Raw genomic sequence first — 25,283 nt, 5'->3', positions numbered from 1 at the left:
CCGCCGCCAGGCTTCCGGCCGCCTGCTGTTGTCGAATGACGATCCTGAACTGAACGACTGCCCGCGCTGCCGGGCTCCTTTTCCAGTCAGATCCCATTCGAGCGCCGTTTCAGCGGCGAAAGGCACGCCATGTCCACGCATTCACAAAGCTATGTCATCGAGATCGGCGAGACCCAGGTCGGGCTCGTCAACCGCCGCGCCGACGAGCGCTTCTTCACCTTCATTTCCGCCTCGGCGGCATTCGGCGCCCTCGAGGGGCATCGTTTCGCGACGCCGGGCGCCGCCGAGTCCGCGGCCCGTCAGCTCGCGAAGCCGCGCGCCGGACACAGATTGCGGCTGGCGTCATGACGGGGGAGCGCAGCACGGCCCTCGGCGCCCTCCGCGTCCATCTCGCAGCGTGGTTCGAGCGGGCCTTTCCGGCCGAGCTCGGCCAGCCGCCGCGCGCGGCGTGGCCGGTCGGGGATGACGAGGAAGCCCGCGAGGCGCGCCGCCGCTCGATCCACGACGTGACGCGCGAACAACTCGGGATCAGTCACTGGTCCTGCCACACCCATTTCTGAGGTCATGATGAACGCCCCATTCAGGCCCGACGCCTTCAGCGTCGGCGCCGTTCCCATCCCCATTGCCGAAGCGGCCATCCGTTTCGAGAAGGTCGGCAAGGTCTTCCCGACCCGGCGCGGCCAGGGCGCCGTCACGGCGCTCGAAGGCATCGATCTTTCCGTGCCGCGCGGCGCGATCCTCGGCGTGATCGGCCGCTCCGGCGCCGGCAAGTCGACGCTGATCCGCCTCGTCAACGGGCTGGAGCGGGCGAGCTCCGGCCGCATCCTGCTCGAGGGCGAGGACGTCACCGGGCTGACCGAGGCGGGCTGGCGGGCGCGCCGGCGCTCGACCGGCATGATCTTCCAGCATTTCAACCTGCTCTCCTCGCGCACGGTCTTCGACAATGTCGCGCTGCCGCTGGAGATCGCCGGCACGCCCAAAGGCGAGATCATCGCCCGCGTCGCCAGGCTGCTCGATCTCGTCGGCCTCGCCGACAAACGCGGGCGCTATCCGGCCGAACTTTCCGGCGGCCAGAAGCAGCGCGTCGGCATCGCCCGGGCGCTGGCGACCGACCCGAAAGTCCTGCTCTGCGACGAGGCGACCTCGGCGCTCGATCCCGAGACGACGCAGTCGATCCTCGCCCTGCTCAAGCGCGTCAACCGCGAGCTCGGCATCACCATCCTGCTGATCACCCACGAGATCCCGGTGATCAAGGAGATCTGCGACCGCGTCGCGGTGATCGAGGGCGGCCGCATCGTCGAGGAGGGCGAGACCTTCGCCGTCTTCACCCGGCCGCGGCATCCGACGACGGCGCGCTTCGTCGAGACCGTGACCGGCGTCGAGCTGCCGCCCCATCTCACTGAGCGGCTCCGCACCGAGCCGCGCGAGGGCGACAATGCGCTGCTGCGCATCACCTTCACCGGCGAGAACGCCACCGCCCCGGTGATCAGCCGGCTGAGTTCGGTGGTTGGCGTCGACGTCAACATCCTGGCGGGCCGCATCGACGCCATTGCCGGGCAGCCCTTCGGCAGCCTGCTCGTCTCGGTGCCGGCGCGCGATCCGGAATACTCGGCCGTGCTCGGCGCGCTGAAGAGCCTCGAACTCAAGGCGGAGGTCCTCGGCCATGTCTCCTGAACTGATCCGCCTCATCGTCCAGGCGACCGGCGACACGCTGCTGATGGTTGCGGTCGCCGCGGGGCTCGGCACCGTGCTCGGCCTGCCGCTCGGCGTCTTCCTGGCGACCAGCAAGCGCGGCGAGCTCTTCGCGGCGCCCGCCGTGAACGCCGTGCTCGGGGTCGTCGTCAACGCCACGCGCTCGACGCCCTTCATCATCCTCGTCGTCGCGATCATCCCGTTCACCCGGCTGATCGCCGGCACCTCGATCGGCACCAATGCCGCCATGGTCCCGCTCACCCTTGCGGCGACGCCCTTCATCGCGCGCCTGATCGAGGGCGCGATCCGCGAGGTCGACCAGGGCCTGGTCGAGGCCGCTCGCGCCATGGGCGCGAGCCCGCTGCAGATCGTACGCAAGGTGCTGGTGCCCGAGGCGCTGCCGGCGATCACGCTGGGCCTCACGCTCGCCATCGTCAGCCTGGTCGGCTTCTCGGCCATGGTCGGCGCCGTCGGCGGCGGCGGGCTCGGCGATCTCGGCATCCGCTACGGCTACCAGCGCTTCATGCCCGACGTGATGGCGATCGTCGTCGCCGTGCTGATCGTCCTCGTCCAGACCGTGCAGAGCATCGGCGACCGCCTGGCGCGGCGCCTCAACAAGCGCCTGCGCCACGCCTGAGCCTTCCCGTTCAACCGTTCACCACCCGCAAGGAAACACCATGTCCATCACCACCCGCCGCGCCGCGCTCCTGTCTTCGCTGGCCTTAAGCCTCGCGCTCGCAGCCCCCGCGCTCGCCCAGCAGAGCCAGGTCGTCCGCATCGGCGTCTCGCCCGGCCCCCATGCCGAGATACTCGAGAAGGTGAAGCCGCTCGCCGCCAAGAAGGGCCTCGACCTCAAGATCATCGAGTTCTCCGACTATGTCGTGCCGAACCAGGCGCTCGACGCCGGCGAGCTCGAGGCCAATTCCTTCCAGAACCAGCCCTATCTCGACAACCAGGTGAAGGATCGTGGCTTCAAGCTCGTCAATGTCGGGCTCACCGTGAACTTCCCGCTCGGCATCTACTCGGCCAAGTACAAGAGCTGGGCCGAGGTGCCGGACGGCGCCACGGTCGCGATTCAGAACGATCCGACCAATGGCGGCCGCTCGCTGCTGCTCCTGCAGGACAAGGGCGTGATCAAGCTCAAGGACGGCGTCGGCTTCAAGCCGAGCGTCGCCGACATCACCGAGAACCCGAAGAAGCTGAAGATCATCGAGATCGAGGCCGCCCAGACGGCGCGCTCGCTCGCCGACGTCGCCGCAGCCGCGATCAACACCAACTACGCCGTCGACGCCAAGATCGAGCCGACCTCGGCGATCCTGCGCGAGGACCCCAAGGGCCCCTATGTCAACCTGATCGCGGTGCGCGCAGTCGACAAGGACAAGCCCTGGGTCAAGGCGCTGCTCGAATCCTACCACACCCCCGAGATCAAGGCCTTCGTCGCCGAGCGCTTCAAGGGCTCCGTCCTCGCCGGCTGGTGACCGCTCCCTCCCACCTGGTCACCAAGATGCGGCCAGGCACCTTCACCCCGGATGCGCGAGCGTCCGGGGTTTTTTGTTGGGATCGGCGTCAGGCGAGGTTGGCGCGCAGGTAGTTGATCAATGCGCGCAGCTTTGGCGCGAGGTTTCGCCGGCTGGGGTAATAAAGGTAGAAGCCGGAGAAGCGCGGACAGTATTCTTCGAGGATCGGCACCAGCTCACCGCGTTCGATCGCCGGGCGGAAGCTCTCCTCCATGCCGAAGGTGATGCCGGCGCCGGCGATGGCGAGCTTGATCATCAATGCCATGTCGTTGGTCGTGATCTCGGGTGAGACGGCGACGGCGAACTCCTTTCCTCCCTCGCCGAACTCCCAGCGATAGGGCGCGACCTTCGGTGCGGGCCGCCAGCCGATGCAGCGATGGGCCGCAAGCTCGCGCGGATGGCCGGGCGCGCCGAACCGCTCCAGGTATGACGGCGAGCAGACGGCTGACTGGCGCTGGTCGCCCGACACGGGGACCGCGATCATGTCCTGCTCGATCACCTCGCCGAGCCGCACACCGGCGTCATAGCCCTCGGTGACGATGTCGAACTCCTCGTCCGTCACCGTGATGTCGAGCTGGATGTCCGGACAGGCGGAGGTGAACCCCGCGAGGAGCGGTCCCGCGAGGAAGGTCTCGGCGATCGACGAGACGGCGAGGCGCAACAGCCCGCGCGGTCGTCCGCGCAGGCTGGCGGTGGTCTCGATCGCAATCCTGATCTCGGCGATCGCCGGCGCCAACGATGCGTTGAGGCGCTCGCCCGCCTCGGTCAGGCTGACGCTGCGCGTCGTCCGCTGGACGAGCGCGATCCCCAGAATCTCCTCGAGCCGCCTGATCGTCTGGCTCACGGCCGAACGCGTGACGCCGAGCCGGTCCGCTGCGGCGCGGAAACTCCTCTCCTCGGCGACCAGCGTGAACACCGCAAGCGCGTTCAGATCCGGATTCATTGGTTAGTATGTCTTTCCAGGCTGGAGAGCTGTCGACGGCTTATCGCGACAATGGCCTGCCTCTACCGTCCTGCCAACTCCGACGGACGCGGAGAAGCAGAGGAGAAGCCGGATGGCTCCCGACGAGGTTCGTCCCCCAGCAAACGAGGAGGTCAACATGACCATGTCCACGCACGCTCCACTGCGCACTGCGGCGGCGGCCCTGCTTTTCGCCGCGCTGCCGGTGCCCACCATGGCCGAGACGACCGAGGAGCGGCGCAAGCGCGGCGACACCGTCGTCAGGAGCCTCAACAACGGCGTGACCCAGCCGACGCTCGAGCGCATGCGGCAGGAGTTTCCCTTCCTGGCGGACGCGACCGAGGCCTACGCGCTCGGCGATGTCTGGTCGCGGCCCGGCCTCGACAGCCGCACGCGCCAGCTCGCTGCGGTCGCTGCCTTCGCGGCCACCGGCCACACGGCCTTCATGAAGGTCCATGCCGGCTATGCGCTCAATATCGGCGTGTCCGAGAACGAGCTGAAGGAGATCATCTACATGGTCACCGTTCCGGCCGGCTTCCCGCGCGCGATCACGGCGTCGCAGGCGCTGTCGGAGCTCTTTGCCGAGCGGCGTGCCACGCCGGCGGGCAAGCAGTAGGAGGGCGCCTTGAAAGAGCTTCCGCTGCTGGCACTTTCCGCTCTCCTCAGTTTTTCGTTCATGCCAATCGACAGGGCTCACGCGCAAATGACCGCACAATCCCAGACGCGACCACAGCCGGCGCAGAGCCACCCTTATGTCGGCATGTGGGTGACCTCCGACGGCCATATCCGGCATGAGCTTCTGCCGAACGGTCGCTACGACGAGGCAAGGGGCTCCAGGGAGAGCGCCTATCGGGGCCGCTACGAAGTTCGTGGCACCCATATCGACTACTGGGACGATACCGGCTTCACCGCCGACGGCACATTCGTCGACGAGGACACGCTGCACCATGGCGGCATGGTGTTCCGGCGAACGAGGTGAGCTTATCGATGGGTCGCAGCGTCATGTTGCAGCGCCTTTATCGCCGAGCGCTACAAGGAGACTCCGTCCTCGCGCGTTCTCCCGCCGTCAAACGCGCCGCAAGCCGGCGGCGCCCCATTCGGTCTCGAAGGCCGCCAGGGTGTCGAGATTGGACATCGGGTCACGAACGTCGTCGACGACGCGAAATTCGAATGAAGCGCGGTCTCGCGTGAAGGTGCAGCGCGTGTAGCCGTGACGTTGAGCGTCGACGAACTGGATATGCGGATTGTCCGGAAGCGATTCGATATACCCCTTGTGATCGCCCAGGCGCGAGCTGATGGTCCCGCAGACGATATGCGCCGCCACGGCCTCCGAGCGCAGATCCTGTTGCCGGGATGGCACGTTCGAGGCGACGAAACCGTGGATATCGCCGCCGAGGACGACGGTGTCGCGGCTCGGTCGCGCGGCGATGAGGTCGACGACGCGCTGATGCGCCGCCGCGTAGCCGCCCCAGCCGTCGGTGGAGAAGCCGATCCCGGATTTCATCTTGCGCTCGAAGGGCGAGAACATGAGCTGCTGCCCGAGCAGCAGCCAGCGTGCGCGAGCCGGCTCGGCAAGGCAGCGCGCCAGCCAGCTCTCCTGGTCCAGCCCGAGCATAGTCCGCTCCGGGCTGAACGCATCGGCGCATTCGGCGGCCGATACCAGGCGGCTCCGGTCGAGTTTTGGCGCCGGCGGCGGGCAGGCGAGCGGCGAGCGATATTGCCGTTCGTCGAGCATGACGAGGTCGATCAGGTCGCCGAAGGCCAGGCGCCGATAGAGGAGCGCGTCCGGCCCGAGCGGGCGCTGCGCGTTCCTCAGTGGCATGTGCTCCCAATAGGCCTGATAGGCCGCAGCACGCTGCCGCAGGAACGTCGCCGTCGGAGGCCGGCCGGGAGCATGGTTCCCGGCATAGTCGTTCTCGACGTCGTGATCGTCCCAGATCGCGATCCAGGGAAAGGCGGCATGCGCCGTCTGGATCGCCGGGTCGGTCTTGTACCAGGAATGCATCCGGCGATAGTCGGCCAGCGTCTTCGGGACATCGATGGGAACGTCGCGGACCTTCTGCTTGACGGCGGCCTGGCTCGATGACGGAGCCTCGTAGATGTAGTCTCCCAGATGCAGGACGAAATCGAGGTCGTCTTCGGCCATCCGATGATAGGCCGCCCAGTTCCCGTACATCCAGTGCTGGCATGCGGCCGCGGCGAAGCGCAGGCGCGACACCTGTTGTCCTGGCGCAGGCGCGGTGCGGGTTCTGCCGACCGGGCTCTCGGTGTTCTCGGCGCGAAAGCGGTACCAATAGGAGCGCCCGGGTTCGAGGCCGCCGACCTCGACATGCACCGAATGCGCGAATTCCGGCATGGCCAGGGTGACGCCGGTCCGCACGACATCCCGCAGGCGTTCGTCGCGTGCCACCTCCCAGACCACCTCGACGGGCGCCTCGCCCATGCCGCCATCGGCCGCGAGCGCATCGCGGACCAGCCGCGTCCACAAGACGACGCCGTCCGGCCACGGATCTCCCGAGGCGATTCCCAGCTTGAAGATGCCGTCCGGGGACGCTCGGACCGGGGTCGTTGCCAGAGAGGTCGACAGGCCGATGCCAATGGCTCCTGCGAGCGTATCGCGGCGCGTATAGGACGTCATGATCGTTGCCTCCGATGGATCGATCGTCTGCAGGTGTCCCCACAGGACGCTGCCAATGCCATCGGAGTGAGACAAATAGATTTATGAAGGTGGATAGATAGAAAAAGCCGATGTGATCAACGCCACCCTGGAGCGCCTCACTCTGCCTGGCGCGCGGCGGGGCCGGATCGGAGATGCTGACGGTCGAGAGCCAGGGCAACAAGGCTCGCGACGATTTCGACAAGGGTGCCCGGATGGGGCGGGCGCTCCTCCGGATCGAACGCCAGCCCGATGACGGCCCGGCTTCCCGCAGACGTCATCACCGGCCAGAAATCGAAGCGCGAGGCATCGAACGGGTAGATGTCCGCCACCGAAACCTTGCCCGTCGTCAACGACGACCGCGCCGCCTCGATATCCACGTCGCGAGGCTCGATCTTGCCGCGCCGCTCGACGAAATCGACCGAGGTCTCCGACATCGCCATCACGACGACGGGGACTTGGAAAAGCGCTTCGAGCGCATCGGCGGTGCTGGAGAAGATCGCCCTCGGGTCGACGGCTGCGACGATGTCCCGGCTATAGGACTGCACGACCGCGGCCTGCCGCCGTCCAAGCGCCGCATCGTCCGCCCTGTGCCGGGCAGTCGATGCCACGGCGCTCGCAACGACGCCGACGACAAAGAGCAGCCCGATCGCCCAGATATTGGCGGGGTCGTCGACGCGAAGCGTGAAGCGCGGCTCGGTCAGGAAGAAATTATAGGAAAGGGCCCCGAGGATCGCCGCGCCCAGCGAGGGGCCAAGGCCGAAAGCGACGGCCGCGATGAGCACGGGCACGACAAAGACAAGGGACAGGTTCGGGATCGTCACCGCGCTGTCGAGCCCGACAGCCACCACCGTTGCCATGGCCGTCATCGCGAGCGCGACGAGATAGCGAACGACGAAAGGAGCGTTGAACAGCTGCAAGGCCGGCAGCGTGCCGGGCTCTGGCAGGAGCTTGAACTCTTCCGGAGACCTCTGGGCGCTCATTGCGACGTTCCTCATGCCGGTGCTCGTCCGCACCATCGGTACGCCGGCATTGCTCGGCAGCGCTCTCAGCCTTCGCCTAATGGGGGGCCGTGAAATAGATCTGCAGAGCCAGGACGCCGGCGAGCAAAAGCAGCAGGACGAAGGACTGCAGCAGGTCGCGCGCGATACCGTCGAACGGCCTGCTGCGGCGTGTGGCTTGATATACCGCCTCGCGCCGCCGCCTCAAAGACGCTTCGCAGGTGACCATTCCAACCTCCGCCACGAGACCGCGGATGATCGGTCATATCGGCATAAGCCCGCCATACGATCCGCCGAGGGGACGCATAAGGCCGGCGTAAGGTCTTTTCGAACCGCACAGATGGCCTGAACGCTCCCCGCCTATGCGGCGGAACCTGATTGAGCGCGCGGCGATCGATGGGCCGGGGCAAGTCGTCGAGCGCGTATCTGAGCTCCTCTACCAGTGACGACGACGCCGCGACCAACGAGCTCCCGCCGTCATCGGCCGGAACGTGCGCGCCTCTCGGGCAGACGTCATCCCGCTGGCCCTTATGAAACGCTTATGGAGGAGCGCGCAGAAGCACATCGAAAACATGCCGGGCGCAGAATAGCTGCTGGGCGCACATGGCGGGCGGTCGCCGCTCCATGGGCAACCGGTTTCCCTCGGAGCATAATGCGGCGATGAACGAGCAGTTTCAGCCGGGCACACTGGCCAAAGACCTGGCCTTACACGAGGCCGGGGTCGTCGCCGCGAGCGTCTACGCGGGCGGGCGCAAGGTCGCGGAGCTCAGCAGCATCGAGGAAGCCGCCGCCTGGCATGAGCGCCCGGATCACGTGGTATGGATCGGCCTCTTCGAGCCGTCCGATGAGCTGCTCGGCCGGATCCAGCGCCAGTTCGACCTGCATGAACTCGCCATCGAAGATGCCCACAACGCCCATCAGCGGCCCAAGGTCGAGCAATATGGCGACGCTCTCTTCGTGGTCGCGCGCACCGCCCAGATGGTCGAGGGCCGGATCGCGTTCGGCGAGACGCATCTCTTCGTCGGGCGTGGCTACGTCGTCTCGGTCCGCCACGGGGCGTCGCGCTCCTACGGCGCCGTGCGCCAGCACTGCGAGGCCTGTCCCAGGACACTCGCGCACGGGGCGGACTACATCCTCTATGCCGTCCTCGACTTCATCGTCGACGATTACCGGCCGGTGCTGGACAGCATCACCGCCGAGGTCGACGCCATCGAGGACCGGGTGCTGAAGCGCACCCTGTCCAAGACGCGCGTCGAGCGCCTCTATCTTCTCCGTCGCGATCTCCTGCGCCTGCGCACGGCGGTCGTGCCGCTCGTCGATGTCTGCCGCCGCCTGGAGCATGCCGAGGTCAAGCCGCTCGACCCCGAGATGCAGCCGCTCTTCCGCGATGTCACCGACCATGTCCATCGCGTCGAGGAGGAGATCGACAGCTTGCGCGAGGTGCTGGCCTTCGCCTTCGAAGCCAGCCTGATGATCGGCCAGGCGCAGCAGACCGAGACGACCCGGCACCTTGCCGCCTGGGCCGCCATCCTCGCGGTTCCGACCGCGATCGCCGGCATCTACGGCATGAATTTCGAGCACATGCCGGAGCTGAAATGGCAGTACGGCTACTTCGGGGTGATTGCGGCCATCGTCGTCATTTGCGGCAGCCTGTACTGGCGCTTTCGCCGTAACGGGTGGCTGTAGGCGGAGAATGGCCGCCGCGCGATGATCGGCGGCCTGCGTGCGCGGCGCGCTCGAGATGCCGGTGCAAGGGTCCACGGCAGACCCGAGTTCCCGTCCCCCTCACTCGGCCGCCATCTCCTGCAGCTTCTCCACCCGCACCGCGCAGACCTTGAACTCCGGGATCTTCCCCAGCGGGTCGAGCTGCGGGTTGGTCAGGAGGTTCGCCGCCGCTTCGACATAGGCGAAGGGGATGAAGACGAGGTCATGCTGCAGCGCTTCGTCCGCGCGCACGGGGAGCGCAATCCGGCCACGGCGCGTCGTCACCAGCGCGGTCTCGCCGGCGAGCAGGTCGAGCTGGCGCATCAGGAAGGGGTGCATCGAGATCGTCGGCGCCGGCTCCAGCGCGTCGAGCACGCTGGCGCGCCGCGTCATCGCGCCGGTATGCCAATGCTCGAGCTGGCGGCCGGTGGTGAGATAGAGCGGGTAGTCCTCGTCCGGCACCTCGGCCGCGCTGAGTCCGCTCGCCGGCACCAGCCTGGCGCGCCCGCTCTGTGTCGGGAAGGCGTCGGCGAAGACGATCGACTGGCCCGGATCCTCCGGCGACAGGCTCGGATAGGCGACGGCGTCCTCGCGCTCGAGCCGCTCCCAGGTGATGTTGGCGAATGAGGGCATCGCCAGGGTCATCTCGGCGAAGACCTCGCGCGGATGGCCATAGCCCCAGTCGAGGCCGAGCTTCTCGGCCATTTGCGTGATGATCTCGAAATCGCGTCTCGCCTCGCCGGGCGGAGCGAGGGCCGGGCGGCCCATCTGCACCTGCCGGTTGGTGTTGGTGACGGTGCCGGTCTTCTCCGGCCAGGCCGAGGCCGGCAGCACGACATCGGCGAACATCGCCGTCTCGGTCAGGAAGATGTCCTGCACCACGAGATGGTCGAGGCAGGCCAGGGCGTGGCGGGCATGGTTGAGGTCGGGATCGGACATCGCCGGGTTCTCGCCCATGACATAGAGCCCGCGGATCTCGCGCCGGTCGATCGCGTCGATGATCTCGACGACGGTCAGCCCCGGCTGCGGGTCGATCTTCGTGCCCCAGAGGTCCTCGAAGCGGGCCCGCACGGCGGGGTCTGTCACGCTCTGGTAGTCGGGCAGCACCATCGGGATAAGTCCGGCGTCGGAGGCGCCCTGGACGTTGTTCTGGCCGCGCAGGGGATGCAGGCCGGTGCCCGGCCGCCCGGTCTGGCCGCAGAGCATGGCGAGCGAGATCAGGGCGCGGGCATTGTCGGTGCCGTGGCTGTGCTGGCTCACCCCCATGCCCCAGAAGATGATGGCGCGTTCGGCCCGGGCATAAAGCCGCGCGACCGTGCGGATGGTCTCCGGCGCAATGCCGGTGATCGGCGCCATCGCCTCGGGCGGATAGGCGTCGAGATGGGCCTTGAGGCGCTCGAAACCCTCGGTCTGGGCCTCGACGAACTGGCGGTCGTGCAGGCCTTCCGCGAGAATGACATGCATCATCGCATTGAGCAGCGCGACGTCGCTGCCCGGCCGGAACTGCAGGAGATGCGCGGCGTGCCGCTTCAGCGCCGTGCCGCGCGGATCGAGCATCACGAGCTTGGCGCCGCGCTTCACAGCCTGCTTGAAATAGGTCGCGGCGACCGGATGGTTCTCGGTCGGATTGGCGCCGATGATGACGATCACATCGGATGTCAGCGCCTCGTTGAAGGCGGCGGTGACCGCGCCCGAGCCGATGCCTTCCATCAGCGCCGCGACCGAGGAAGCGTGGCAGAGCCTGGTGCAATGGTCGATATTGTTGTGGCCGAAAGCCTGGCGGATCAGCTTCTGGAAGAGATAGGCCTCCTCGTTCGAGCCCTTGGCCGAGCCGAAGCCGGCGACGCTGCGCCCGCCATGCTCGCGTTTCAGCTTCAGGAAACCCTCGCTCGCCGCAGCGAGCGCCTCGTCCCAGCTCGCCTCGCGGAAATGCGTCAGCAGGTTCGCCGGGTCGACATTGACGCCCTTGGGCGCGCCCTCGCGGCGGATCAGCGGCCGGGTCAGCCGCAGCGGGCTCGCGACATAGTCGAAGCCGAAGCGGCCCTTGACGCAGAGCCGGTTCTCGTTGGCCGGGCCGTCGCGACCCTCGACATAGGCGATCGCCCCGTCACGGACCTTGAACGAAACCTGGCAGCCGACGCCGCAATAGGGGCAGACGCTGGCGACGCTCTCGTCGGCGCCGCGGCTGCCGACCTGCGTCGCCATGTCGAGGATCGATTTCGGCATCAGCGCCCCGGTCGGGCAGGCCTCGACGCATTCGCCGCAGCCGACGCAGGTCGAGGCCCGCATCGCGTCGTCGAGATCGAAGACCGGCCGGTGCGCCTCGCCGCGAAAGCCCATGCCGATGACGTCGTTGACCTGGACCTCGCGGCAGCCGCGCTCGCACAGGCCGCAGGCGATGCAGGCATCGAGATTGACCGCCATCGCGGGGTGCGACAGGTCCTGATGCGGCGGATGGATGCCGTCCTCGCCATTCCAGCGCGAGGGGAAGCGGCTCACCGCGACGCCTTGTGCGTCGGCGAAGCTCCAGAGGGGCGAGGCGGCGTCATGCGCGCTCTCGCGGGGCGGCTGGTCGGCGACGAGCAGCTCCATCACCAGCTTGCGGGCGCTGATGGCGCGCTCCGAGGCGCTGGTGACCTTCATCTCCGGCGCGGGCTTGCGGATGCAGGAGGCGGCGAGCACGCGCTCGCCCTCGATCTCGACCATGCAGGCGCGGCAATTGCCGTCCGGCCGGTAGCCCGGCTTCGGCCGGTGGCAGAGATGCGGGATCGTGGTGCCTTCGCGCTGTGCGACCTCCCAGATCGTCTCGTCGGGCCCGGCCTCGACCGCGTGGCCGTCGAGCGTGAAGCGGATGGTGCCGGTCATCCCGCCACCTCCGGGAAGAAGCGCAGGATGCTGCGCACCGGGTTCGGCGCGGCCTGGCCCAGCCCGCAGATCGAGGCGTCCCGCATCACCTGGTCGAGATCGCCGAGCAGGGCCTTGTCCCAGCGCGGCGCCTTCAGCAGCCTATGCATCTTCTCCGTCCCGGCGCGGCAGGGCGTGCATTGCCCGCAGCTCTCATGAGCGAAGAAGGCGAGGAGGTTTTGCGCCACCGCGCGCAGATCATCCTGATCCGACAAGATGACCACGGCATGGCTGCCGATGAAGCAGCCATGCTTGTCGAGCGTGCCGAAATCGAGCGGCTCCTCGGCGAGGGTGGCCGGCAGGATGCCGCCCGAGGCGCCGCCCGGCAGATAGCCGGCGAGGCGATGGCCTGGCGCCATGCCACCAGTGAGCGCGATCAGCTCCTTCGCGGTCGAGCCCGCCGGCGCGACGACGACGCCCGGCCGCGCGACACGGCCGGAGACCGACCAGGAACGGAATCCCTTGGCCCCGCGCACACCTTGGGCCGAAAACCAGTCCGGCCCCCTCTCGACGATGTCGCGCAGCCAGAACAAGGTCTCGACATTGTGGTTCATCGTCGGCCGGCCGAACAGGCCGCGCTCGGCGATGAAGGGCGGCCGGTGGCGCGGCAGGCCGCGCTTGCCCTCGAGGCTCTCGATCATCGCGCTCTCTTCGCCGCAGATATAGGCGCCGGCGCCGCGACGCAGCACGATGAAGCCGGGCGGGCAGATCGCAGCCGCCTCCAGCGCCGCGATCTCCTCTCCGAGCAAAAGATGCAGATGCGGATACTCGTCGCGCAGATAGAGGTAGATGCGCTCGGCCTGGACGGCCCAGGCCGCGACCAGCGCGCCCTCCAGCATGCGATGCGGGTCGCGCTCCAGCCAGTAGCGGTCCTTGAAGGTGCCGGGCTCGCCCTCGTCGGCATTGATCGTCATCAGGCGCGGGCCGGGGAAGGAGCGCACGCTCTGCCATTTCTTGCCGGCCGGGAAACCGGCGCCGCCGAGCCCGCGCAGGCCGGCATCGGACAGAAGCGCGATCAGCTCGTCCGGGCTGCGCTCGCCCGCCCGGCAGGCGAAATGCAGGCGATAGCCGCCGGCGGCGCGGTAGGCGTCGAGCCGGACCGCGCGCGGCAGGATGGGATCGCGCTCGTCCAGCCGAGCCACCTCGGCCAGGCCCGCGGCATCGACATGGCCGAGCCCGTTCCTGCCGACCATCGCGGCAGGAGCCTCGGCGCAGCGCCCGATGCAGGGCGCGCGCAGCACCCGGATGCGGTCGGGGTCGACCGCTCCCTGCAGCCCGGCGATCACGGCTTCGGCGCCCGCCATCATGCACGACAGCGAATCGCAAACGCGGATGGTGAGCGGGGCAGGGACGGTCTCGCCGTCCTTGACGATGTCGAAATGGTGGTAGAACGAGGCGACCTCGAAAATCTCGGCCTCCGAGAGGCGCATCGCCTCGGCCAGCGCCTTGAGATGGCGCGCCTGCAGCGCCCCGTAGCGGTCCTGGATCAGATGGAGATATTCGATCAGGCGGTCGCGGCTCGGCTCTTCGCCGGCGAGCAGGGCCCGGATCTCGGCCAGCGCCTCATGGTCGAGCGCGCGCCCCTTGGGCGTGAAACGCGGCCGCCGGGCGCCTGCGTCGCGCCTCGGCCCGCTTGGATCGGCCATTGTCATGCCGTTTATATGTCCTCCCGTTGCGGGAGAGATGAGCCGATGTCGCCATGCGCCGCAAGGCGGCGGCGCGACGCATCGGGTCGCGTAAACGACAGATCGCCCCCCGGCATTGCCGGAGGGCGTCATGGTGAGCGGCTGATATCAGGCGAAGCTGGCGGCGCTGCTCGAGCGCTTGAGGCCGATCACCTCGAGCTCGGTGACCACCGCGACCGCCGCCGCCTGGGCGAGCACGAAGGCGATGCCGAGGCCGCTCGGCGAAAACCAGCCGGCGACGAGGATCAGCAGGCTGTCGGCGACCCAGAGGATGTTGACGCCGATTACTGCGTAGATCGCGAGGCGCGGCAGGCTCGCCCGGCTGGCAAGAAAGGCGAGCGCGGCGGCGCAGGGCAGCAGCACGAGGCCCGCGCCCCTCAGGAAAGCCTCGGGGAAGCCGAGCAGGCCCGAGAGCGGCGCTGCCGCGAGCGAGAGCAGAAGGCCGGTGGCGGCGCAGGCGGCGGCGTCGAGGGCGAGCGCGTTGCGCAGGAAACGGGAGGACTGGATCATCGACATGGCTTGGTCTCCTGTCTGGGCCGCGTCCGGTGTCCGGTCGGGGCCGTTGCTGATGGAGGCCATGCTGACGCCGTCATGGCGGCGGGTCGATTAAGCGAGAGGTAATTGGAACCGGGCGGACGCGCCGCTAGAGTCAGGACCATGAACAGGCATCACCAGCCGACCGTCGGCCATCTCATCCGCGACTGGCGCCAGCTGCGCCGGCTCAGCCAGCTCGATCTCGCGCTCGAGGCCGAGATCTCGCAGAAGCATCTCAGCTTCATCGAGAGCGGGCGCTCGGCGCCGAGCCGCGACATGGTCCTGCACCTCGCCGAATATCTCGGCGTGCCGCTGCGCGAGCGCAATGCGCTGCTGCTCGCGGCCGGCTATGCGCCGGTCTATCTCGAGCGCTCGCTCGAGGATCCCGGCCTCCAGGCCGCCAAGGCGGCGATCGATCTCGTTCTGAAGGGCCATGAGCCCTATCCGGCGATCGCGGTCGACCGGCACTGGACGCTGCTGGCCGCCAACGGCGCCGTCGCGCCGCTGCTCGGAATCGTCGCGGATGCCGATCTGTTGCGCCCGCCGGTCAACGTGCTTCGCCTGAGCCTGCATCCGGGTGGGCTCGCGCCCTTCATCGCCAATCTCGGCGAATGGCGGGGCCATCTGATCGCGCGCCTGCGCCAGCAGATCAGGGCGACGGCCGACCCGGTCCTCGCCGATCTCCTGGTCGAGCTCCTGACCTATCCCGCGCCGCCGCAGCCCGTGCGCAAGGGGCATGTGGCGGACAGCGAGACTGAGGCGGCCATCGTCGTGCCCATGCAGTTGAAGCTCGGCGATCGGACGCTGTCGCTGATCTCGACCACCACGGTCTTCGGCACGCCGGTCGACATCACCTTGTCCGAGCTGGCGCTGGAAACCTTCTTCCCGGCGAATGCGGAGACGGCCGAAGCGCTGCGGGCGCTGGCTGCGGCGTAGAATTCGTCATGCTCGGGCTTGACCCGAGCATCTCGGGACGGAAGAGCGCCCTATCCTGCCAGAGATTCTCGGGTCAAGCCCGAGAATGACGTGTCCTCCGGAACCTTTGCCCGTTTCGCCCGTTGTTTTCACACAAGCCGCTGATGCGGCGTGGTTTTTTTGAGAGGAACGATCCCATGGGCAGCACCGCCGACAAGATCAAGGGCATGGCCAACGAGGCTACCGGCAACGTCAAGCAGGCGGCCGGCAAGGCGATGAACAAGCCCGGCCTTCAGGCCAAGGGCATCGCCCAGGAACGCAAGGGCGAAGCCCAGCAGGCGGTCGGGAAGACCAAGGATGCGGTGAAGAAGGTGGTCGACAAGGCCTGACGCGAGTCAGCGACCTCGATCGAAGAAAGGGCGGGTGACCTCAGGGGTCGCCCGCCCTTTTCTTTGCGTTTCGAAGCCCTCATCCTGAGGAGCGATCGCAGATCGCGTCTCGAAGGATGCTCCAGCGGTTTACTGGATCATCCTTCGAGACGCCGCTGCGCGGCTCCTCAGGATGAGGGCTGGAAATACCGGCTCAAGCCGCCCCGCCGCTGATGCCGCCGAGGAAATCCTTGACCCGGCCGAAGAAGCCGGCGGTCTCGGGATGGGTCGAGTGCGAGCATTCGCGCTCGAATTCCAGCAGCAGCTCGCGCTGGCGCGCGGTCAGCTTCTGCGGGGTCTCGACCACGACCTCGATATAGAGGTCGCCGACCTCGCGCGAGCGCAGCACGCTCATGCCCTTGGCCTTGAGCCGGAACTGCTTGCCGCTCTGGGTGCCTTCCGGGATCTTCACCCGCGCCTTCTCGCCGGTCAGCGTCGGCACCTCGATCTCGCCGCCGAGCGCCGCCGAGGTCAGGCCGAGCGGCACCCGGCAGAACAGGTCGGCGCCGTCGCGCTGGAAGATCGCGTGCGGCTTGATCGAGAGGAAGATGTAGAGATCGCCCGCCGGCCCGCCGCGCAGCCCGGCCTCGCCCTCGCCGGCGAGGCGGATGCGCGTGCCGTCCTCGACGCCGGCCGGGATGTTGACCGAGAGCGTGCGCTCGCGCGTGACGCGGCCGGCGCCCGAGCAGTTCTTGCAGGGATCGTCGATGACCTCGCCGCGCCCGCCGCAGGTCGGGCAGGTGCGCTCGACCGAGAAGAAGCCCTGATTCGCCCGCACGCGGCCATGGCCGCCGCAGGTCGGGCAGGGGCGAGAGGTCGAGCCCGGCTTGGCGCCGGTGCCGGTGCAGGCTTCGCAAGCGATCGAGGTCGGCACCCGGATCGAGGCGTTCTTGCCGGCGAAGGCCTCGTCGAGGCCGATCTCGAGATTGTAGCGCAGGTCGGCGCCGCGTTCGCGGCCATTGGCGCCGCGTGGCCCGCCGCGCCCGCGCGCATCGCCGAAGAAGGAATCGAAGATATCCGACATGAAGTCGGAGAAATCGGCGCCATTGCCGGGGCCGGCGCTGCCATTCTCGAAGGCGGCATGGCCGTAGCGGTCATAGGCGCCGCGCTTCTGGCCGTCGGCGAGGATCTGATAGGCCTCGTTCAGCTCCTTGAACTTGGCCTCGGCCGCATGATCGCCGGGGTGGCGGTCGGGATGGCACTGCATCGCGAGCTTGCGGAAGGCGCCTTTCAGCTCCGCATCGCTCGCGGTCTTCGAGACGCCGAGAACCTCGTAATAGTCGCGCTTGGACATCAGGTCGGCCCTCCGGCCTGACGTCGAAAGACCATGCGGTAGAGCATGATTGCCAAGTCCATCATGAATTTCAAAACCAGGGGCGCTAGCGGCACCGCCCAGATTCCTGGGTTATCGCGAAAAAATTCGATCGTCCTAGTCACCGGGCTGAACACATAAGTCCAATCGGGCATCACCACGATCGTCTGGCGCGGATGCTCCATACGGGCAATCCAGAGTTCTCCGCCTCGATCGGCTTGCTGCAGTTCCGCTAGTGACATGTCCAGCTGGGCGAAGAAAGGCTTTCCACGCAGTTCAGTTTCGATACGAACGCGACGGCCATACTCCCATCCCACATACTGGCCGGAGAGTGCGGCACGCTCCGTTTCAAAGTCATCACAGTTGATGAACTGGCGAACGAGGACTCTTTCCTTCCCGATCCTATGGTTCAGGATGCAGATTCGTTCGACAGTCCTGATCAAGGCCTTCTGACCGTTCACGTAACGGATCGACAAGGCGAAGATTGCGAAGCCCAGCGGGACCACAGCGGTCAAAATCACCGCGACGGCCACGGTCGCGTACGGAAACGTCCGGGAAGAAGGGCGACCGACTGGCGAAGGCGGAAGATTGCCGCCGGACGTTCCCACGTTCCAATCTCCCCCATGGCCATGACCGGATAGCGATAGCTATCCGGCCCCCAGCTCGCACTGGAAGAAGATGCGCGATTACGCGCTCTTCTTTTTGTCGTCGTCGCTGACATCCTTGAAGTCGGCGTCGATGACGTCGTCCTTCTTGGCCTCGCTGGACTCGGCTTCGCCGCCCTCGGCTGCCGCGCCTTCGGTCTGGCTCGCCGCGTACATGGCTTCGCCGAGCTTCATCGAGGCCTGCATCAGGTCGGTCGTGCGCGAGGTGATGGTCTCGGCATTGTCCTCGGGCAGGGCCGCCTTGAGTGCGTCGAGCGCGGTCTCGATCGCCGTCTTGTCGGCGGCGGAGACCTTGTCGCCATAGTCCTTCAGCGACTTCTCGGTCGAGTGCACGAGGCTCTCGCCCTGGTTCCTGGCCTCGACCAGCTCGCGGCGCTTCTTGTCCTCGGCGGCGTTCGCCTCGGCGTCCTTGACCATCTTCTGGATGTCGGCCTCGGAGAGACCGCCGGACGCCTGGATGCGGATCTGCTGCTCCTTGTTGGTGGCCTTGTCCTTCGCCGTCACCGAGACGATGCCGTTGGCGTCGATGTCGAAGGTCACCTCGATCTGCGGCATGCCGCGCGGCGCCGGCGGAATGCCCATCAGGTCGAACTGGCCGAGCATCTTGTTGTCGGCCGCCATCTCGCGCTCGCCCTGGAAGACCCGGATCGTCACCGCGCCCTGGTTGTCCTCGGCGGTGGAGAAGACCTGGCTCTTCTTGGTCGGGATCGTGGTGTTGCGGTCGATCAGACGCGTGAAGACACCACCCAGCGTCTCGATGCCGAGCGAGAGCGGGGTCACGTCGAGCAGCAGCACGTCCTTGACGTCGCCCTGCAGCACGCCGGCCTGGATGGCGGCGCCGATGGCGACGACCTCGTCCGGATTGACGCCCTTATGCGGCTCCTTGCCGAAGAACTGCTTCACCACCTCCTGCACCTTCGGCATGCGCGTCATGCCGCCGACGAGGACGACCTCGTCGATCTGGCCGGCCGACAGGCCCGCATCCTTGAGCGCCTTGCGGCAGGGCTCGATGGTGCGCTGGACCAGATCCTCGACCAGGCTCTCGAACTTGGCGCGCGAGAGCTTGATGGCGAGGTGCTTCGGCCCCGAGGCGTCGGCGGTGATATAGGGCAGGTTGATCTCGGTCTGGGCGGTGGTCGAGAGCTCGATCTTGGCCTTCTCGGCCGCCTCCTTCAGGCGCTGCAGGGCGAGCTTGTCCTTCTTCAGGTCGATGCCCTGCTCGCGCTTGAACTCCTCGGCGAGATACTCGACGAGGCGCATGTCGAAATCCTCGCCGCCGAGGAAGGTGTCGCCATTGGTCGACTTCACCTCGAAGACGCCGTCGCCGATCTCGAGGATAGAGACGTCGAAGGTGCCGCCGCCGAGGTCATAGACCGCGATCGTGCCGGTGGTCTTCTTGTCGAGCCCGTAGGCGAGCGCGGCCGCGGTCGGCTCGTTGATGATGCGCAGCACCTCGAGCCCGGCGATGCGGCCGGCATCCTTGGTGGCCTGGCGCTGGGCGTCGTTGAAATAGGCAGGCACCGTGATGACCGCCTGGGTGACGGGCTGGCCGAGATAGGCCTCCGCGGTCTCCTTCATCTTCGTCAGCGTGAAGGCGGAGATCTGCGAGGGCGAATAATCGGTGCCGTCGGCCTCGACCCAGGCGTCGCCGGTCGAGGACTTCTTGATCTTGTAGGGGACGAGATTCATGTCCTTCTTCGTCATCGGATCGTCGAAGGTCCGGCCGATGAGGCGCTTGATGGCGAAGAAGGTGCGCTCAGGATTCGTCACCGCCTGGCGCTTGGCCGGCTGGCCGACCAGCCGCTCGCCGTCATCGGTGATGGCGACGATGGAAGGCGTGGTGCGCGCGCCCTCGGAATTCTCGATGACCTTGGGCGTGGACCCCTCCATCACTGCAACGCAGGAGTTGGTCGTGCCGAGGTCGATACCGATTACTTTACCCATGGACGGGATCCCTTTCGATTGAGCAGATCGCCGGCCTGCGACGCATTCCACGCCGCCTGCCGGCCCATGGACCGGCTCGCCCCCGCCTGTCGCGGCGAACGAAACCGGCATTCCACGTTACGCGGTCGTCAAACCGCCTCTTGGCGGCGTATATAGTGAGGGTGTTCCCACCCTTGCAAGACACGGAGCCGGATTAAGAATCGGGCGATGGAGCGGATGGGGCGGGCACCGATCGGCGGCGCATCATTGCTGCGGAGTGTTGCGCCGCTGCTCTTGCGCGTGCGTAATCGGCATTTCATGCAGAAGATTGCGTTTCCAGTTCCACGGCGCCCAATGCTGACGAGACCCGGCCGCACTGCTTTCAAGATCTTCGCGATGCTGGCGGTTGCCGGCCCGGCTGGTCTTGCGCAGGCGCAGCCGCTGCAATTGCCCGGCGCGCAGCCCTTCAACGCGCCGGGAGCGCATCAGGCGCCGCCGCCGGGAGCAGCGAGCAAGCCGCGCGAGCCCCGCGCTCCCTCGATGCCGGCGATCAGGCTGCCCACCGAGGAATCGATCGCCGGGCGGGTGCTCCGGCGCAATGGCGGCTTCGGCGAGGCCGTCTTCGACAAGACAGCCTCGGGCTATGGGCTCAAGCTGAATGCCGCCGGTTTCCAGGTCGACAACCTGACCGAGCCCTGCGCCATCTCCTTCGGCGACGCGCCCCTGCCGGTGACGGCGGTCGGCCGCCCGGCCGGTGTGCCGCGCTACAAGCTCGAAGCCTCCGCCTGCCCGATCGTCTTCGACGTGCTCGACGGCGCTTTCCTCGTGGTCGAGCCGGTGCAGCCCTGCGTCATCGAGGCGGCGGCCTGCCGGGTCGATGCGCGCGGGCTCTGGGGGCCGGATGCGCGCAATCTCACGGCGCGCTCCCGGGAGATCGAGGCCGACCGCGGCAAGGCCGAGCGCGCGGTGCGCGAGGGCTATCGCGCGCTCACCGCCAAGTCCGATCCATCCGACCAGCGGGCGATCGCGCGCGAACAGGCGGGCTTCACCTCGGAACGCGAGCTGATCTGCCGCGATTTCCAGCGCGAGGGCGCGCTCGGCTTCTGCGCGGCGCGCATCACCGAGGCGCGGGCGGCCTCGATCCGGGCGCGGCTCGGCCTGCCGGAGCCGAAGCCCGAGCGACCGCGCCCGGCGCGCCCCGCCGTCGCTCGCCCCGCTGCGCCGCCTCCGGCCCCGCCGACGCAGTGACGGCGGCGCCGGTCACGCCTTGGGCAGGTCCGGCACCTTGTAGGCGGTCGTCGCCTTGATCCGCTCCATGGCGAAGCGCGAGGTGACGTTCTTCAGCGGGATCGTCTCGATCAGCCTTTTGTAGAAGCCGTCATAGGCGGCCATGTCGGCGACGACGACGCGCAGCATGTAGTCGACATCGCCGGCCATCCGGTAGAATTCCATCACCTCCGGCATCGACGCGACCATCTGCGCGAATTTTTCCAGCCAGGGGCCGGAATGGTCGGCGGTCTCGATCTGGACGAAGACGGTCAGGCCGAGACCGATCTTCTCCGGCGCCACCAGCGCGACGCGCTTGGTGATGACGCCATTGGCTTCCAGCCGCTGAATCCGCTTCCAGCACGGCGTCTGGGAAAGCCCGACGCGGTCGGCGAGTTCCGCGATCGAGATATTGGCGTCGTTCTGCAGGACAGTCAGGATCTTACGGTCGATCGCATCCATTCTCTCGGCCTATCTGTGCGAGGAAAATTCTCACTGCAAAATGCATCATGAGAGATTTTTCTTCTTTTTGATGTCGCTAACTTGTATTTAGATAGAAAATCCTTTTATCAACAGTCAATAGGCCACAAAACACGTTCTATTCTGGGAAATTGCCATGGACCGTCGTCAGTTCCTGCTCTCCGGCTCGTCGCTGCTTGCGGCAGCGCCTTTCGCAAGCGCCCGAGCCCAGGCAGGCGCGACCGCCCGCGTCGGCTACATCCCGGTCATCGGCACGGCGCCGATCTTCGTCGCCAACGGCGAGGGCTGGCTCAAGGAAGCCGGCATCAGCGCTGCCTTCACGGTCTTCGAATCCGGGCCGAACATGATCCAGGCCCTGGCCTCGGGCACGATCGACCTCTATGTCGCCGGCATCGCGCCGCTCGCCGTCGCCCGCTCGCGCGGCGTCGACATCCGCGTCGTCGCCGCGACCGCGATCGCCGAGAACGTCTTCGTCGCGGCGCCGGCGCTGGCCAAGTACTTCACGCCGGGCACGGCTCCTGCGGCCGCCTTCAAGGCGCACAGGGCCGCGAGCGGCAAGCCTGCCCGCCTCGCGACGCAGCCGGCCGGCTCGGTGCCGAACACCACCTTGCAATACTGGCTCTGGGAGGTCGCCAAGGCCGACAAGGCCGATGTCGAGGTCGTGCCGATGGGCATCGACGCGACCCAGCAGGCCGTGCTCGCCGCCGCCGTCGAGGGCGCCATCGTGCGCGAGCCGGCTCTCACCATCATCCAGTCCCGCAATCCCGGCATCAAGCTGGTCGCCGGCGGCGAGGAATTGTTCCCCGGCCAGCCGGGCACGGTCGTCGCCGCATCGGGCGCCTTCGTCACGAAGAACCCCGACGCCGTGCAGAAGCTGGTCAACGGCCTCGTGCGCGCCGCCGACCTGCTCGTGAAATCGCCGGAGAAGGCCGCGCCTCATGTCGGCGCCGCGCTCGGCAAGGGCATCGTCGATCCGGCCTTGATCAAGCAGGCGCTGGTCTCGCCCGCGAGCAAGTTCGAGATCGACCCGCGCAAGATCATCGAGCCGGCGCGCGCGATGCAGGCCTATCAGGTCAAGCTTGGCTCGCTGGAGAAGGAGCTGCCCTTCGACGGCTTGTTCGAGACGCAGTATTACGAGCGCGCCATCAAGAATCTCTGACAACCGGCGGCTAACTTGACCTCATTCAGGGCTCCGGCCCTCGCCCTTGCCGGGCTGATCGCCTTCCTCCTGCTCTGGGAGGCGATTCCGCATTTCGGCCTGGTCAATCCTGCCTTCCTGCCGGGCCCGAGCGTCCTGCCGGCCGCCTTCTGGCGCGAGGTGACCTCCGGCGCCTGGCTCTCGGCGATCGTCGGCTCGCTCGGCCATTATTTCACCGGGCTGATCCTCGGCTCCGGGCTGGGCGTCGCCGCCGGCGTGCTCGTCGGCATGTCGCGGCTCGCCGAGGAGGCGACCGCCTGGGTCGTGCGCGTGCTGCGGCCGATCCCGGGTCTCGCCTGGGTGCCGTTCGCGATCATCTGGTTCGGCGTCAATCCGGCGGCGGCGGTCTTCATCATCGCCATCGGCGTGTTCTGGATCGCCTTCTTCGCGGCGCAGGGCGCGATCCGCGGCGTCGACCGCGATCTCATCGAGGTCGCCGACGCCTTCGGCTTCCGCTCGCCCTGGCAGCGGCTCGTCAAGATCCTGCTGCCGGCGGCGCTGCCCGGCATCCTCGTCGGCCTGCGCACCGCGCTCGGCCAGGCCTGGATGGCGGTGGTCGCGGCCGAGATCTTTGGCGTCGCCGGCGTCGGCCAGCGCATGATGCAGGCCTCGAGCCTGCTCGCGACCGATATCGTGGTGATCTACATGCTGACCATGGCCGCGCTCTACGGCCTGCTCGACACCGCTTTCGTCGCCTTCCAGAACTGGGTGCTGCGATGGAAAGCGTGATCGACATCCGCCAGCTCTCGCTGACCTTCACCCGCGACGGCCAGGCGACCGAGGTGCTGCACGAACTCGATCTCCAGGTCGCGCGCGGCGAGTTCCTCGCCATCGTCGGGCCTTCCGGCGTCGGCAAGTCGACCTTGCTGCGCGTCGTCGCCGGCCTCGCCAGGCCGAGCGGCGGCGAGGTCGTGATCCATGCCAGGGACGGCACCCGCCGCCCCGTCGCGCTGGTCTTCCAGGATTCGCGGCTGCTGCCCTGGCGCAAGGTGATCTCCAATGTCGGCTTCGGCCTGGAGGGGCAGGTGCCGCGCGCGGCGCGTCTCGCGAAGGGCCAGGAGATGCTCGATCTGGTCGGCCTCGGCCCGCTCGCCCAGCGCTGGCCGCACCAGCTCTCCGGCGGGCAGCGCCAGCGTGTCTCGCTGGCCCGGGCGCTGGCGGTCGAGCCCGAGATCCTGCTGATGGACGAACCCTTCTCGGCGCTGGATGCGCTCACCCGCGAGACGCTGCAGGACGAGCTGATCCGGGTCTGGCGCGAAACCGGCAAGACCGTGCTCTTCGTCACCCACGATATCGACGAGGCCGCCTATCTCGCCGACCGCGTCGTCGTGCTGTCGGGGGCTCCGGGCCGGATCATCGCCGAGCACCGCATCGACGCAGCCCGCCCGCGCCGCCGCGGCGCCGATGCCGAGGCCGAGATCGTGCGGGCGGTGCGGCTCGGGCTGGGCGCGGATGTCGTGACGGACGGCGCGGCGATCTGACCGGCCACCGTCATTGCGAGCGTAGCGAAGCAATCCAGAGGTCTCGCGCAGTTCCCTGGATTGCTTCGTCGCTGCGCTCCTCGCAATGACGGAGAGCTACTTCCCCTCCGCGAACACCTTGAACGCCTCGCCATAATCGGGATGCCAGCGCGAGAGCGGCGGGCGGTTCTCCACGATGTCGCCGATCGCCCAGAGCATGCGCCGCTCGTCGAGCGCGCGCGGCGTGTCGTTGTCCGGGCAGAGGATGTAGAAATCGCCGGCCCTCAGCCGCTCCATCATGAAATCGACGGTCTGCTCGGGCGTCCAGGCGCCGTCCGGCTTCTCGAGGCGCCCCTTGGCGGCGAGCGGGGTGAAGACGAAGCCGGGGATCAAGAGATGCGCGCTGACGCGGCAGCCCTTGGTCTGGCGCAGCTCATGCTGCAGCGCCTCGGTGAAGGCCTTCACGCCGGCCTTCGAGACGTTATAGGCCGGGTCGCCCGGCGGCGTGGTGATGCCCTGTTTCGAGCCCGTGTTGATGATCAGGCCGGGCTTGCCGTTCGCGATCATCTCGGGCGCGAAGATCTGGCAGCCATGCACGACGCCGCCGAGATTGACGGCGAGGACCTGATCCCAGGTCCCGTTCGCGCCGAAGATCGTGCTTCCCGGCTGGATGCCGGCATTGTTCATCAGCACCTGGACGCTGCCGAAGCGCAGGGTGACCTGTTCATGCAGCGCGCGGATCTCGTCCGGCCGTGCGACGTCCGTCGGCACCGCCAGCACGTTCTCCTCGCCCGCGATCGTCGCCAGCACCTGGCCGGCGGCGCGCAGGGCCTCGCCATCGCGATCGGCGATCGCGACCTTCATGCCTATCCCGGCGAAATATCGCGCCGCGGCAAAGCCGATGCCGGACGCGCCTCCCGTGACGACGGCGACATGCGAGGGGGAGAGGGCGGCGAGATCGATCGACGGCATGGCGACGGCC

General features: G+C 67.6%; 26 protein-coding genes. 14 read left to right on the top strand and 12 right to left on the bottom strand.

Features of this window, described 5'->3' with window-relative positions; all coding sequences use genetic code 11:
• The first annotated feature begins 129 nt into the window (after nt 1-129).
• Genes ACTIF2_RS00825 through ACTIF2_RS00805 form a run of 5 tightly spaced genes read left to right on the top strand, consistent with a single transcriptional unit; the run spans nt 130 to nt 3,170 of the window.
• Nucleotides 130-348, top strand: coding sequence for a hypothetical protein (locus tag ACTIF2_RS00825; RefSeq protein ID WP_439495111.1), 219 nt, complete (start codon nt 130-132; stop codon nt 346-348).
• Entirely contained in the window at nt 345-560 is a 216-nt protein-coding gene (locus ACTIF2_RS00820) for a hypothetical protein (RefSeq protein WP_439495110.1), read from the top strand. Before ACTIF2_RS00825 ends, ACTIF2_RS00820 begins: the two co-directional genes overlap by 4 nt.
• Before the next feature lie 7 nt (nt 561-567).
• The gene (locus tag ACTIF2_RS00815; RefSeq protein ID WP_439495109.1) at nt 568-1,674 is read left to right on the top strand and encodes a methionine ABC transporter ATP-binding protein; all 1,107 of its coding nucleotides are present in this window, start codon (nt 568-570) and stop codon (nt 1,672-1,674) included.
• Nucleotides 1,664-2,329 carry a methionine ABC transporter permease gene (locus ACTIF2_RS00810; protein WP_439495108.1) on the top strand — a complete coding sequence of 222 codons (666 nt, stop codon included), beginning with the start codon at nt 1,664-1,666 and terminating at the stop codon, nt 2,327-2,329. The genes ACTIF2_RS00815 and ACTIF2_RS00810 overlap by 11 nt, the downstream gene beginning before the upstream one ends.
• A 40-nt stretch (nt 2,330-2,369) precedes the next feature.
• A complete protein-coding gene (locus ACTIF2_RS00805; protein WP_439495107.1) occupies nt 2,370-3,170 on the top strand; it encodes a MetQ/NlpA family ABC transporter substrate-binding protein in 801 nt (266 codons plus the stop codon).
• A gap of 88 nt (nt 3,171-3,258) precedes the next feature.
• Here ACTIF2_RS00805 and ACTIF2_RS00800 read toward each other — a convergent pair whose 3' ends face one another.
• Nucleotides 3,259-4,152: a LysR family transcriptional regulator gene (locus tag ACTIF2_RS00800; protein ID WP_439495106.1), complete on the bottom strand. Its 894-nt coding sequence runs from the start codon at nt 4,150-4,152 to the stop codon at nt 3,259-3,261.
• Between the two features lie 163 nt (nt 4,153-4,315).
• On the opposite strand from ACTIF2_RS00800, the gene ACTIF2_RS00795 reads away from it, so the two are divergent.
• Together ACTIF2_RS00795 and ACTIF2_RS00790 are read left to right on the top strand one after the other, a co-directional pair.
• Nucleotides 4,316-4,786 carry a carboxymuconolactone decarboxylase family protein gene (locus ACTIF2_RS00795; RefSeq protein WP_439495594.1) on the top strand — a complete coding sequence of 157 codons (471 nt, stop codon included), beginning with the start codon at nt 4,316-4,318 and terminating at the stop codon, nt 4,784-4,786.
• A gap of 60 nt (nt 4,787-4,846) precedes the next feature.
• Nucleotides 4,847-5,149: an Atu4866 domain-containing protein gene (locus tag ACTIF2_RS00790; protein ID WP_439495593.1), complete on the top strand. Its 303-nt coding sequence runs from the start codon at nt 4,847-4,849 to the stop codon at nt 5,147-5,149.
• A gap of 87 nt (nt 5,150-5,236) precedes the next feature.
• Here ACTIF2_RS00790 and ACTIF2_RS00785 read toward each other — a convergent pair whose 3' ends face one another.
• The 3 genes from ACTIF2_RS00785 to ACTIF2_RS00775 all read right to left on the bottom strand — a co-directional run bounded on the left by ACTIF2_RS00785 (nt 5,237) and on the right by ACTIF2_RS00775 (nt 8,056).
• Nucleotides 5,237-6,808 carry an alkaline phosphatase D family protein gene (locus ACTIF2_RS00785; protein ID WP_439495105.1) on the bottom strand — a complete coding sequence of 524 codons (1,572 nt, stop codon included), beginning with the start codon at nt 6,806-6,808 and terminating at the stop codon, nt 5,237-5,239.
• 137 nt (nt 6,809-6,945) lie between these two features.
• A complete protein-coding gene (locus ACTIF2_RS00780; RefSeq protein WP_439495104.1) occupies nt 6,946-7,809 on the bottom strand; it encodes a DUF4118 domain-containing protein in 864 nt (287 codons plus the stop codon).
• 76 nt (nt 7,810-7,885) lie between these two features.
• The gene (locus ACTIF2_RS00775) at nt 7,886-8,056 is read right to left on the bottom strand and encodes a hypothetical protein (protein ID WP_439495103.1); all 171 of its coding nucleotides are present in this window, start codon (nt 8,054-8,056) and stop codon (nt 7,886-7,888) included.
• A 431-nt stretch (nt 8,057-8,487) separates the two neighbouring features.
• Between ACTIF2_RS00775 and ACTIF2_RS00770 the strand changes: the two genes are divergently transcribed.
• Complete coding sequence (locus ACTIF2_RS00770; protein WP_439495102.1) at nt 8,488-9,513, top strand: magnesium and cobalt transport protein CorA; 1,026 nt, start codon at nt 8,488-8,490, stop codon at nt 9,511-9,513.
• 99 nt (nt 9,514-9,612) lie between these two features.
• On the opposite strand, the gene fdhF is transcribed toward ACTIF2_RS00770, so the two are convergent.
• The 3 genes from fdhF to ACTIF2_RS00755 all read right to left on the bottom strand — a co-directional run bounded on the left by fdhF (nt 9,613) and on the right by ACTIF2_RS00755 (nt 14,636).
• The gene (gene fdhF, locus ACTIF2_RS00765) at nt 9,613-12,396 is read right to left on the bottom strand and encodes a formate dehydrogenase subunit alpha (RefSeq protein ID WP_439495101.1); all 2,784 of its coding nucleotides are present in this window, start codon (nt 12,394-12,396) and stop codon (nt 9,613-9,615) included.
• The gene (locus ACTIF2_RS00760; protein WP_439495592.1) at nt 12,393-14,081 is read right to left on the bottom strand and encodes an NADH-ubiquinone oxidoreductase-F iron-sulfur binding region domain-containing protein; all 1,689 of its coding nucleotides are present in this window, start codon (nt 14,079-14,081) and stop codon (nt 12,393-12,395) included. Before ACTIF2_RS00760 ends, fdhF begins: the two co-directional genes overlap by 4 nt.
• Before the next feature lie 147 nt (nt 14,082-14,228).
• Complete coding sequence (locus ACTIF2_RS00755; RefSeq protein ID WP_439495100.1) at nt 14,229-14,636, bottom strand: hypothetical protein; 408 nt, start codon at nt 14,634-14,636, stop codon at nt 14,229-14,231.
• A 141-nt stretch (nt 14,637-14,777) separates the two neighbouring features.
• On the opposite strand from ACTIF2_RS00755, the gene ACTIF2_RS00750 reads away from it, so the two are divergent.
• Both ACTIF2_RS00750 and ACTIF2_RS00745 read left to right on the top strand, forming a co-directional pair.
• A complete protein-coding gene (locus ACTIF2_RS00750) occupies nt 14,778-15,590 on the top strand; it encodes a helix-turn-helix domain-containing protein (protein ID WP_439495099.1) in 813 nt (270 codons plus the stop codon).
• 176 nt (nt 15,591-15,766) lie between these two features.
• Nucleotides 15,767-15,958, top strand: coding sequence for a CsbD family protein (locus tag ACTIF2_RS00745; RefSeq protein ID WP_439495098.1), 192 nt, complete (start codon nt 15,767-15,769; stop codon nt 15,956-15,958).
• A gap of 193 nt (nt 15,959-16,151) precedes the next feature.
• On the opposite strand, the gene dnaJ is transcribed toward ACTIF2_RS00745, so the two are convergent.
• The 3 genes from dnaJ to dnaK form a co-directional block, all read right to left on the bottom strand.
• Nucleotides 16,152-17,291, bottom strand: coding sequence for a molecular chaperone DnaJ (dnaJ, locus tag ACTIF2_RS00740; protein ID WP_439495097.1), 1,140 nt, complete (start codon nt 17,289-17,291; stop codon nt 16,152-16,154).
• Nucleotides 17,291-17,917 carry a hypothetical protein gene (locus tag ACTIF2_RS00735; protein WP_439495096.1) on the bottom strand — a complete coding sequence of 209 codons (627 nt, stop codon included), beginning with the start codon at nt 17,915-17,917 and terminating at the stop codon, nt 17,291-17,293. Before ACTIF2_RS00735 ends, dnaJ begins: the two co-directional genes overlap by 1 nt.
• Nucleotides 17,918-17,995: 78 nt before the next feature.
• Nucleotides 17,996-19,918: a molecular chaperone DnaK gene (dnaK, locus tag ACTIF2_RS00730; protein WP_439495095.1), complete on the bottom strand. Its 1,923-nt coding sequence runs from the start codon at nt 19,916-19,918 to the stop codon at nt 17,996-17,998.
• A gap of 333 nt (nt 19,919-20,251) precedes the next feature.
• Between dnaK and ACTIF2_RS00725 the strand changes: the two genes are divergently transcribed.
• Entirely contained in the window at nt 20,252-21,145 is an 894-nt protein-coding gene (locus ACTIF2_RS00725; protein ID WP_439495094.1) for a hypothetical protein, read from the top strand.
• A 12-nt stretch (nt 21,146-21,157) separates the two neighbouring features.
• Here the strand turns inward: ACTIF2_RS00725 and ACTIF2_RS00720 are convergent, their stop codons facing one another.
• Nucleotides 21,158-21,625: an Lrp/AsnC family transcriptional regulator gene (locus tag ACTIF2_RS00720; RefSeq protein ID WP_439495093.1), complete on the bottom strand. Its 468-nt coding sequence runs from the start codon at nt 21,623-21,625 to the stop codon at nt 21,158-21,160.
• A gap of 154 nt (nt 21,626-21,779) precedes the next feature.
• On the opposite strand from ACTIF2_RS00720, the gene ACTIF2_RS00715 reads away from it, so the two are divergent.
• The 3 genes from ACTIF2_RS00715 to ACTIF2_RS00705 are packed head-to-tail and all read left to right on the top strand — an operon-like array spanning nt 21,780 to nt 24,322.
• On the top strand, nt 21,780-22,802 hold the full coding sequence (locus ACTIF2_RS00715) for an ABC transporter substrate-binding protein (protein WP_439495092.1): 1,023 nt from the start codon (nt 21,780-21,782) through the stop codon (nt 22,800-22,802).
• Between the two features lie 15 nt (nt 22,803-22,817).
• Entirely contained in the window at nt 22,818-23,570 is a 753-nt protein-coding gene (locus ACTIF2_RS00710; RefSeq protein WP_439495091.1) for an ABC transporter permease, read from the top strand.
• Nucleotides 23,558-24,322 carry an ABC transporter ATP-binding protein gene (locus tag ACTIF2_RS00705; RefSeq protein ID WP_439495090.1) on the top strand — a complete coding sequence of 255 codons (765 nt, stop codon included), beginning with the start codon at nt 23,558-23,560 and terminating at the stop codon, nt 24,320-24,322. The genes ACTIF2_RS00710 and ACTIF2_RS00705 overlap by 13 nt, the downstream gene beginning before the upstream one ends.
• Nucleotides 24,323-24,418: 96 nt before the next feature.
• On the opposite strand, the gene ACTIF2_RS00700 is transcribed toward ACTIF2_RS00705, so the two are convergent.
• Nucleotides 24,419-25,273 carry an SDR family NAD(P)-dependent oxidoreductase gene (locus ACTIF2_RS00700; protein WP_439495089.1) on the bottom strand — a complete coding sequence of 285 codons (855 nt, stop codon included), beginning with the start codon at nt 25,271-25,273 and terminating at the stop codon, nt 24,419-24,421.
• Nucleotides 25,274-25,283: the final 10 nt, after the last annotated feature.

This window comes from Allobosea sp. (assembly GCF_051860145.1).
Taxonomy (GTDB): domain Bacteria; phylum Pseudomonadota; class Alphaproteobacteria; order Rhizobiales; family Beijerinckiaceae; genus Allobosea.
Note: the sequence above shows the minus strand (reverse complement) of the source record. Positions and strands in the feature narration are given on the sequence as shown.

What these genes read in the sequence shown, in the direction of transcription:
- ACTIF2_RS00825 (WP_439495111.1), top strand. Translation starts at nt 130, where the DNA reads ATGTCCACGCATTCACAAAGCTATGTCATCGAGATCGGCGAGACCCAG.
- ACTIF2_RS00820 (WP_439495110.1), top strand. Translation starts at nt 345, where the DNA reads ATGACGGGGGAGCGCAGCACGGCCCTCGGCGCCCTCCGCGTCCATCTC.
- ACTIF2_RS00815 (WP_439495109.1), top strand. Translation starts at nt 568, where the DNA reads ATGAACGCCCCATTCAGGCCCGACGCCTTCAGCGTCGGCGCCGTTCCC.
- ACTIF2_RS00810 (WP_439495108.1), top strand. Translation starts at nt 1,664, where the DNA reads ATGTCTCCTGAACTGATCCGCCTCATCGTCCAGGCGACCGGCGACACG.
- ACTIF2_RS00805 (WP_439495107.1), top strand. Translation starts at nt 2,370, where the DNA reads ATGTCCATCACCACCCGCCGCGCCGCGCTCCTGTCTTCGCTGGCCTTA.
- ACTIF2_RS00800 (WP_439495106.1), bottom strand. Translation starts at nt 4,152, where the DNA reads ATGAATCCGGATCTGAACGCGCTTGCGGTGTTCACGCTGGTCGCCGAG.
- ACTIF2_RS00795 (WP_439495594.1), top strand. Translation starts at nt 4,316, where the DNA reads ATGTCCACGCACGCTCCACTGCGCACTGCGGCGGCGGCCCTGCTTTTC.
- ACTIF2_RS00790 (WP_439495593.1), top strand. Translation starts at nt 4,847, where the DNA reads ATGCCAATCGACAGGGCTCACGCGCAAATGACCGCACAATCCCAGACG.
- ACTIF2_RS00785 (WP_439495105.1), bottom strand. Translation starts at nt 6,808, where the DNA reads ATGACGTCCTATACGCGCCGCGATACGCTCGCAGGAGCCATTGGCATC.
- ACTIF2_RS00780 (WP_439495104.1), bottom strand. Translation starts at nt 7,809, where the DNA reads ATGAGCGCCCAGAGGTCTCCGGAAGAGTTCAAGCTCCTGCCAGAGCCC.
- ACTIF2_RS00775 (WP_439495103.1), bottom strand. Translation starts at nt 8,056, where the DNA reads ATGGTCACCTGCGAAGCGTCTTTGAGGCGGCGGCGCGAGGCGGTATAT.
- ACTIF2_RS00770 (WP_439495102.1), top strand. Translation starts at nt 8,488, where the DNA reads ATGAACGAGCAGTTTCAGCCGGGCACACTGGCCAAAGACCTGGCCTTA.
- fdhF (WP_439495101.1), bottom strand. Translation starts at nt 12,396, where the DNA reads ATGACCGGCACCATCCGCTTCACGCTCGACGGCCACGCGGTCGAGGCC.
- ACTIF2_RS00760 (WP_439495592.1), bottom strand. Translation starts at nt 14,081, where the DNA reads ATGGCCGATCCAAGCGGGCCGAGGCGCGACGCAGGCGCCCGGCGGCCG.
- ACTIF2_RS00755 (WP_439495100.1), bottom strand. Translation starts at nt 14,636, where the DNA reads ATGTCGATGATCCAGTCCTCCCGTTTCCTGCGCAACGCGCTCGCCCTC.
- ACTIF2_RS00750 (WP_439495099.1), top strand. Translation starts at nt 14,778, where the DNA reads ATGAACAGGCATCACCAGCCGACCGTCGGCCATCTCATCCGCGACTGG.
- ACTIF2_RS00745 (WP_439495098.1), top strand. Translation starts at nt 15,767, where the DNA reads ATGGGCAGCACCGCCGACAAGATCAAGGGCATGGCCAACGAGGCTACC.
- dnaJ (WP_439495097.1), bottom strand. Translation starts at nt 17,291, where the DNA reads ATGTCCAAGCGCGACTATTACGAGGTTCTCGGCGTCTCGAAGACCGCG.
- dnaK (WP_439495095.1), bottom strand. Translation starts at nt 19,918, where the DNA reads ATGGGTAAAGTAATCGGTATCGACCTCGGCACGACCAACTCCTGCGTT.
- ACTIF2_RS00725 (WP_439495094.1), top strand. Translation starts at nt 20,252, where the DNA reads ATGCTGACGAGACCCGGCCGCACTGCTTTCAAGATCTTCGCGATGCTG.
- ACTIF2_RS00720 (WP_439495093.1), bottom strand. Translation starts at nt 21,625, where the DNA reads ATGGATGCGATCGACCGTAAGATCCTGACTGTCCTGCAGAACGACGCC.
- ACTIF2_RS00715 (WP_439495092.1), top strand. Translation starts at nt 21,780, where the DNA reads ATGGACCGTCGTCAGTTCCTGCTCTCCGGCTCGTCGCTGCTTGCGGCA.
- ACTIF2_RS00705 (WP_439495090.1), top strand. Translation starts at nt 23,558, where the DNA reads ATGGAAAGCGTGATCGACATCCGCCAGCTCTCGCTGACCTTCACCCGC.
- ACTIF2_RS00700 (WP_439495089.1), bottom strand. Translation starts at nt 25,273, where the DNA reads ATGCCGTCGATCGATCTCGCCGCCCTCTCCCCCTCGCATGTCGCCGTC.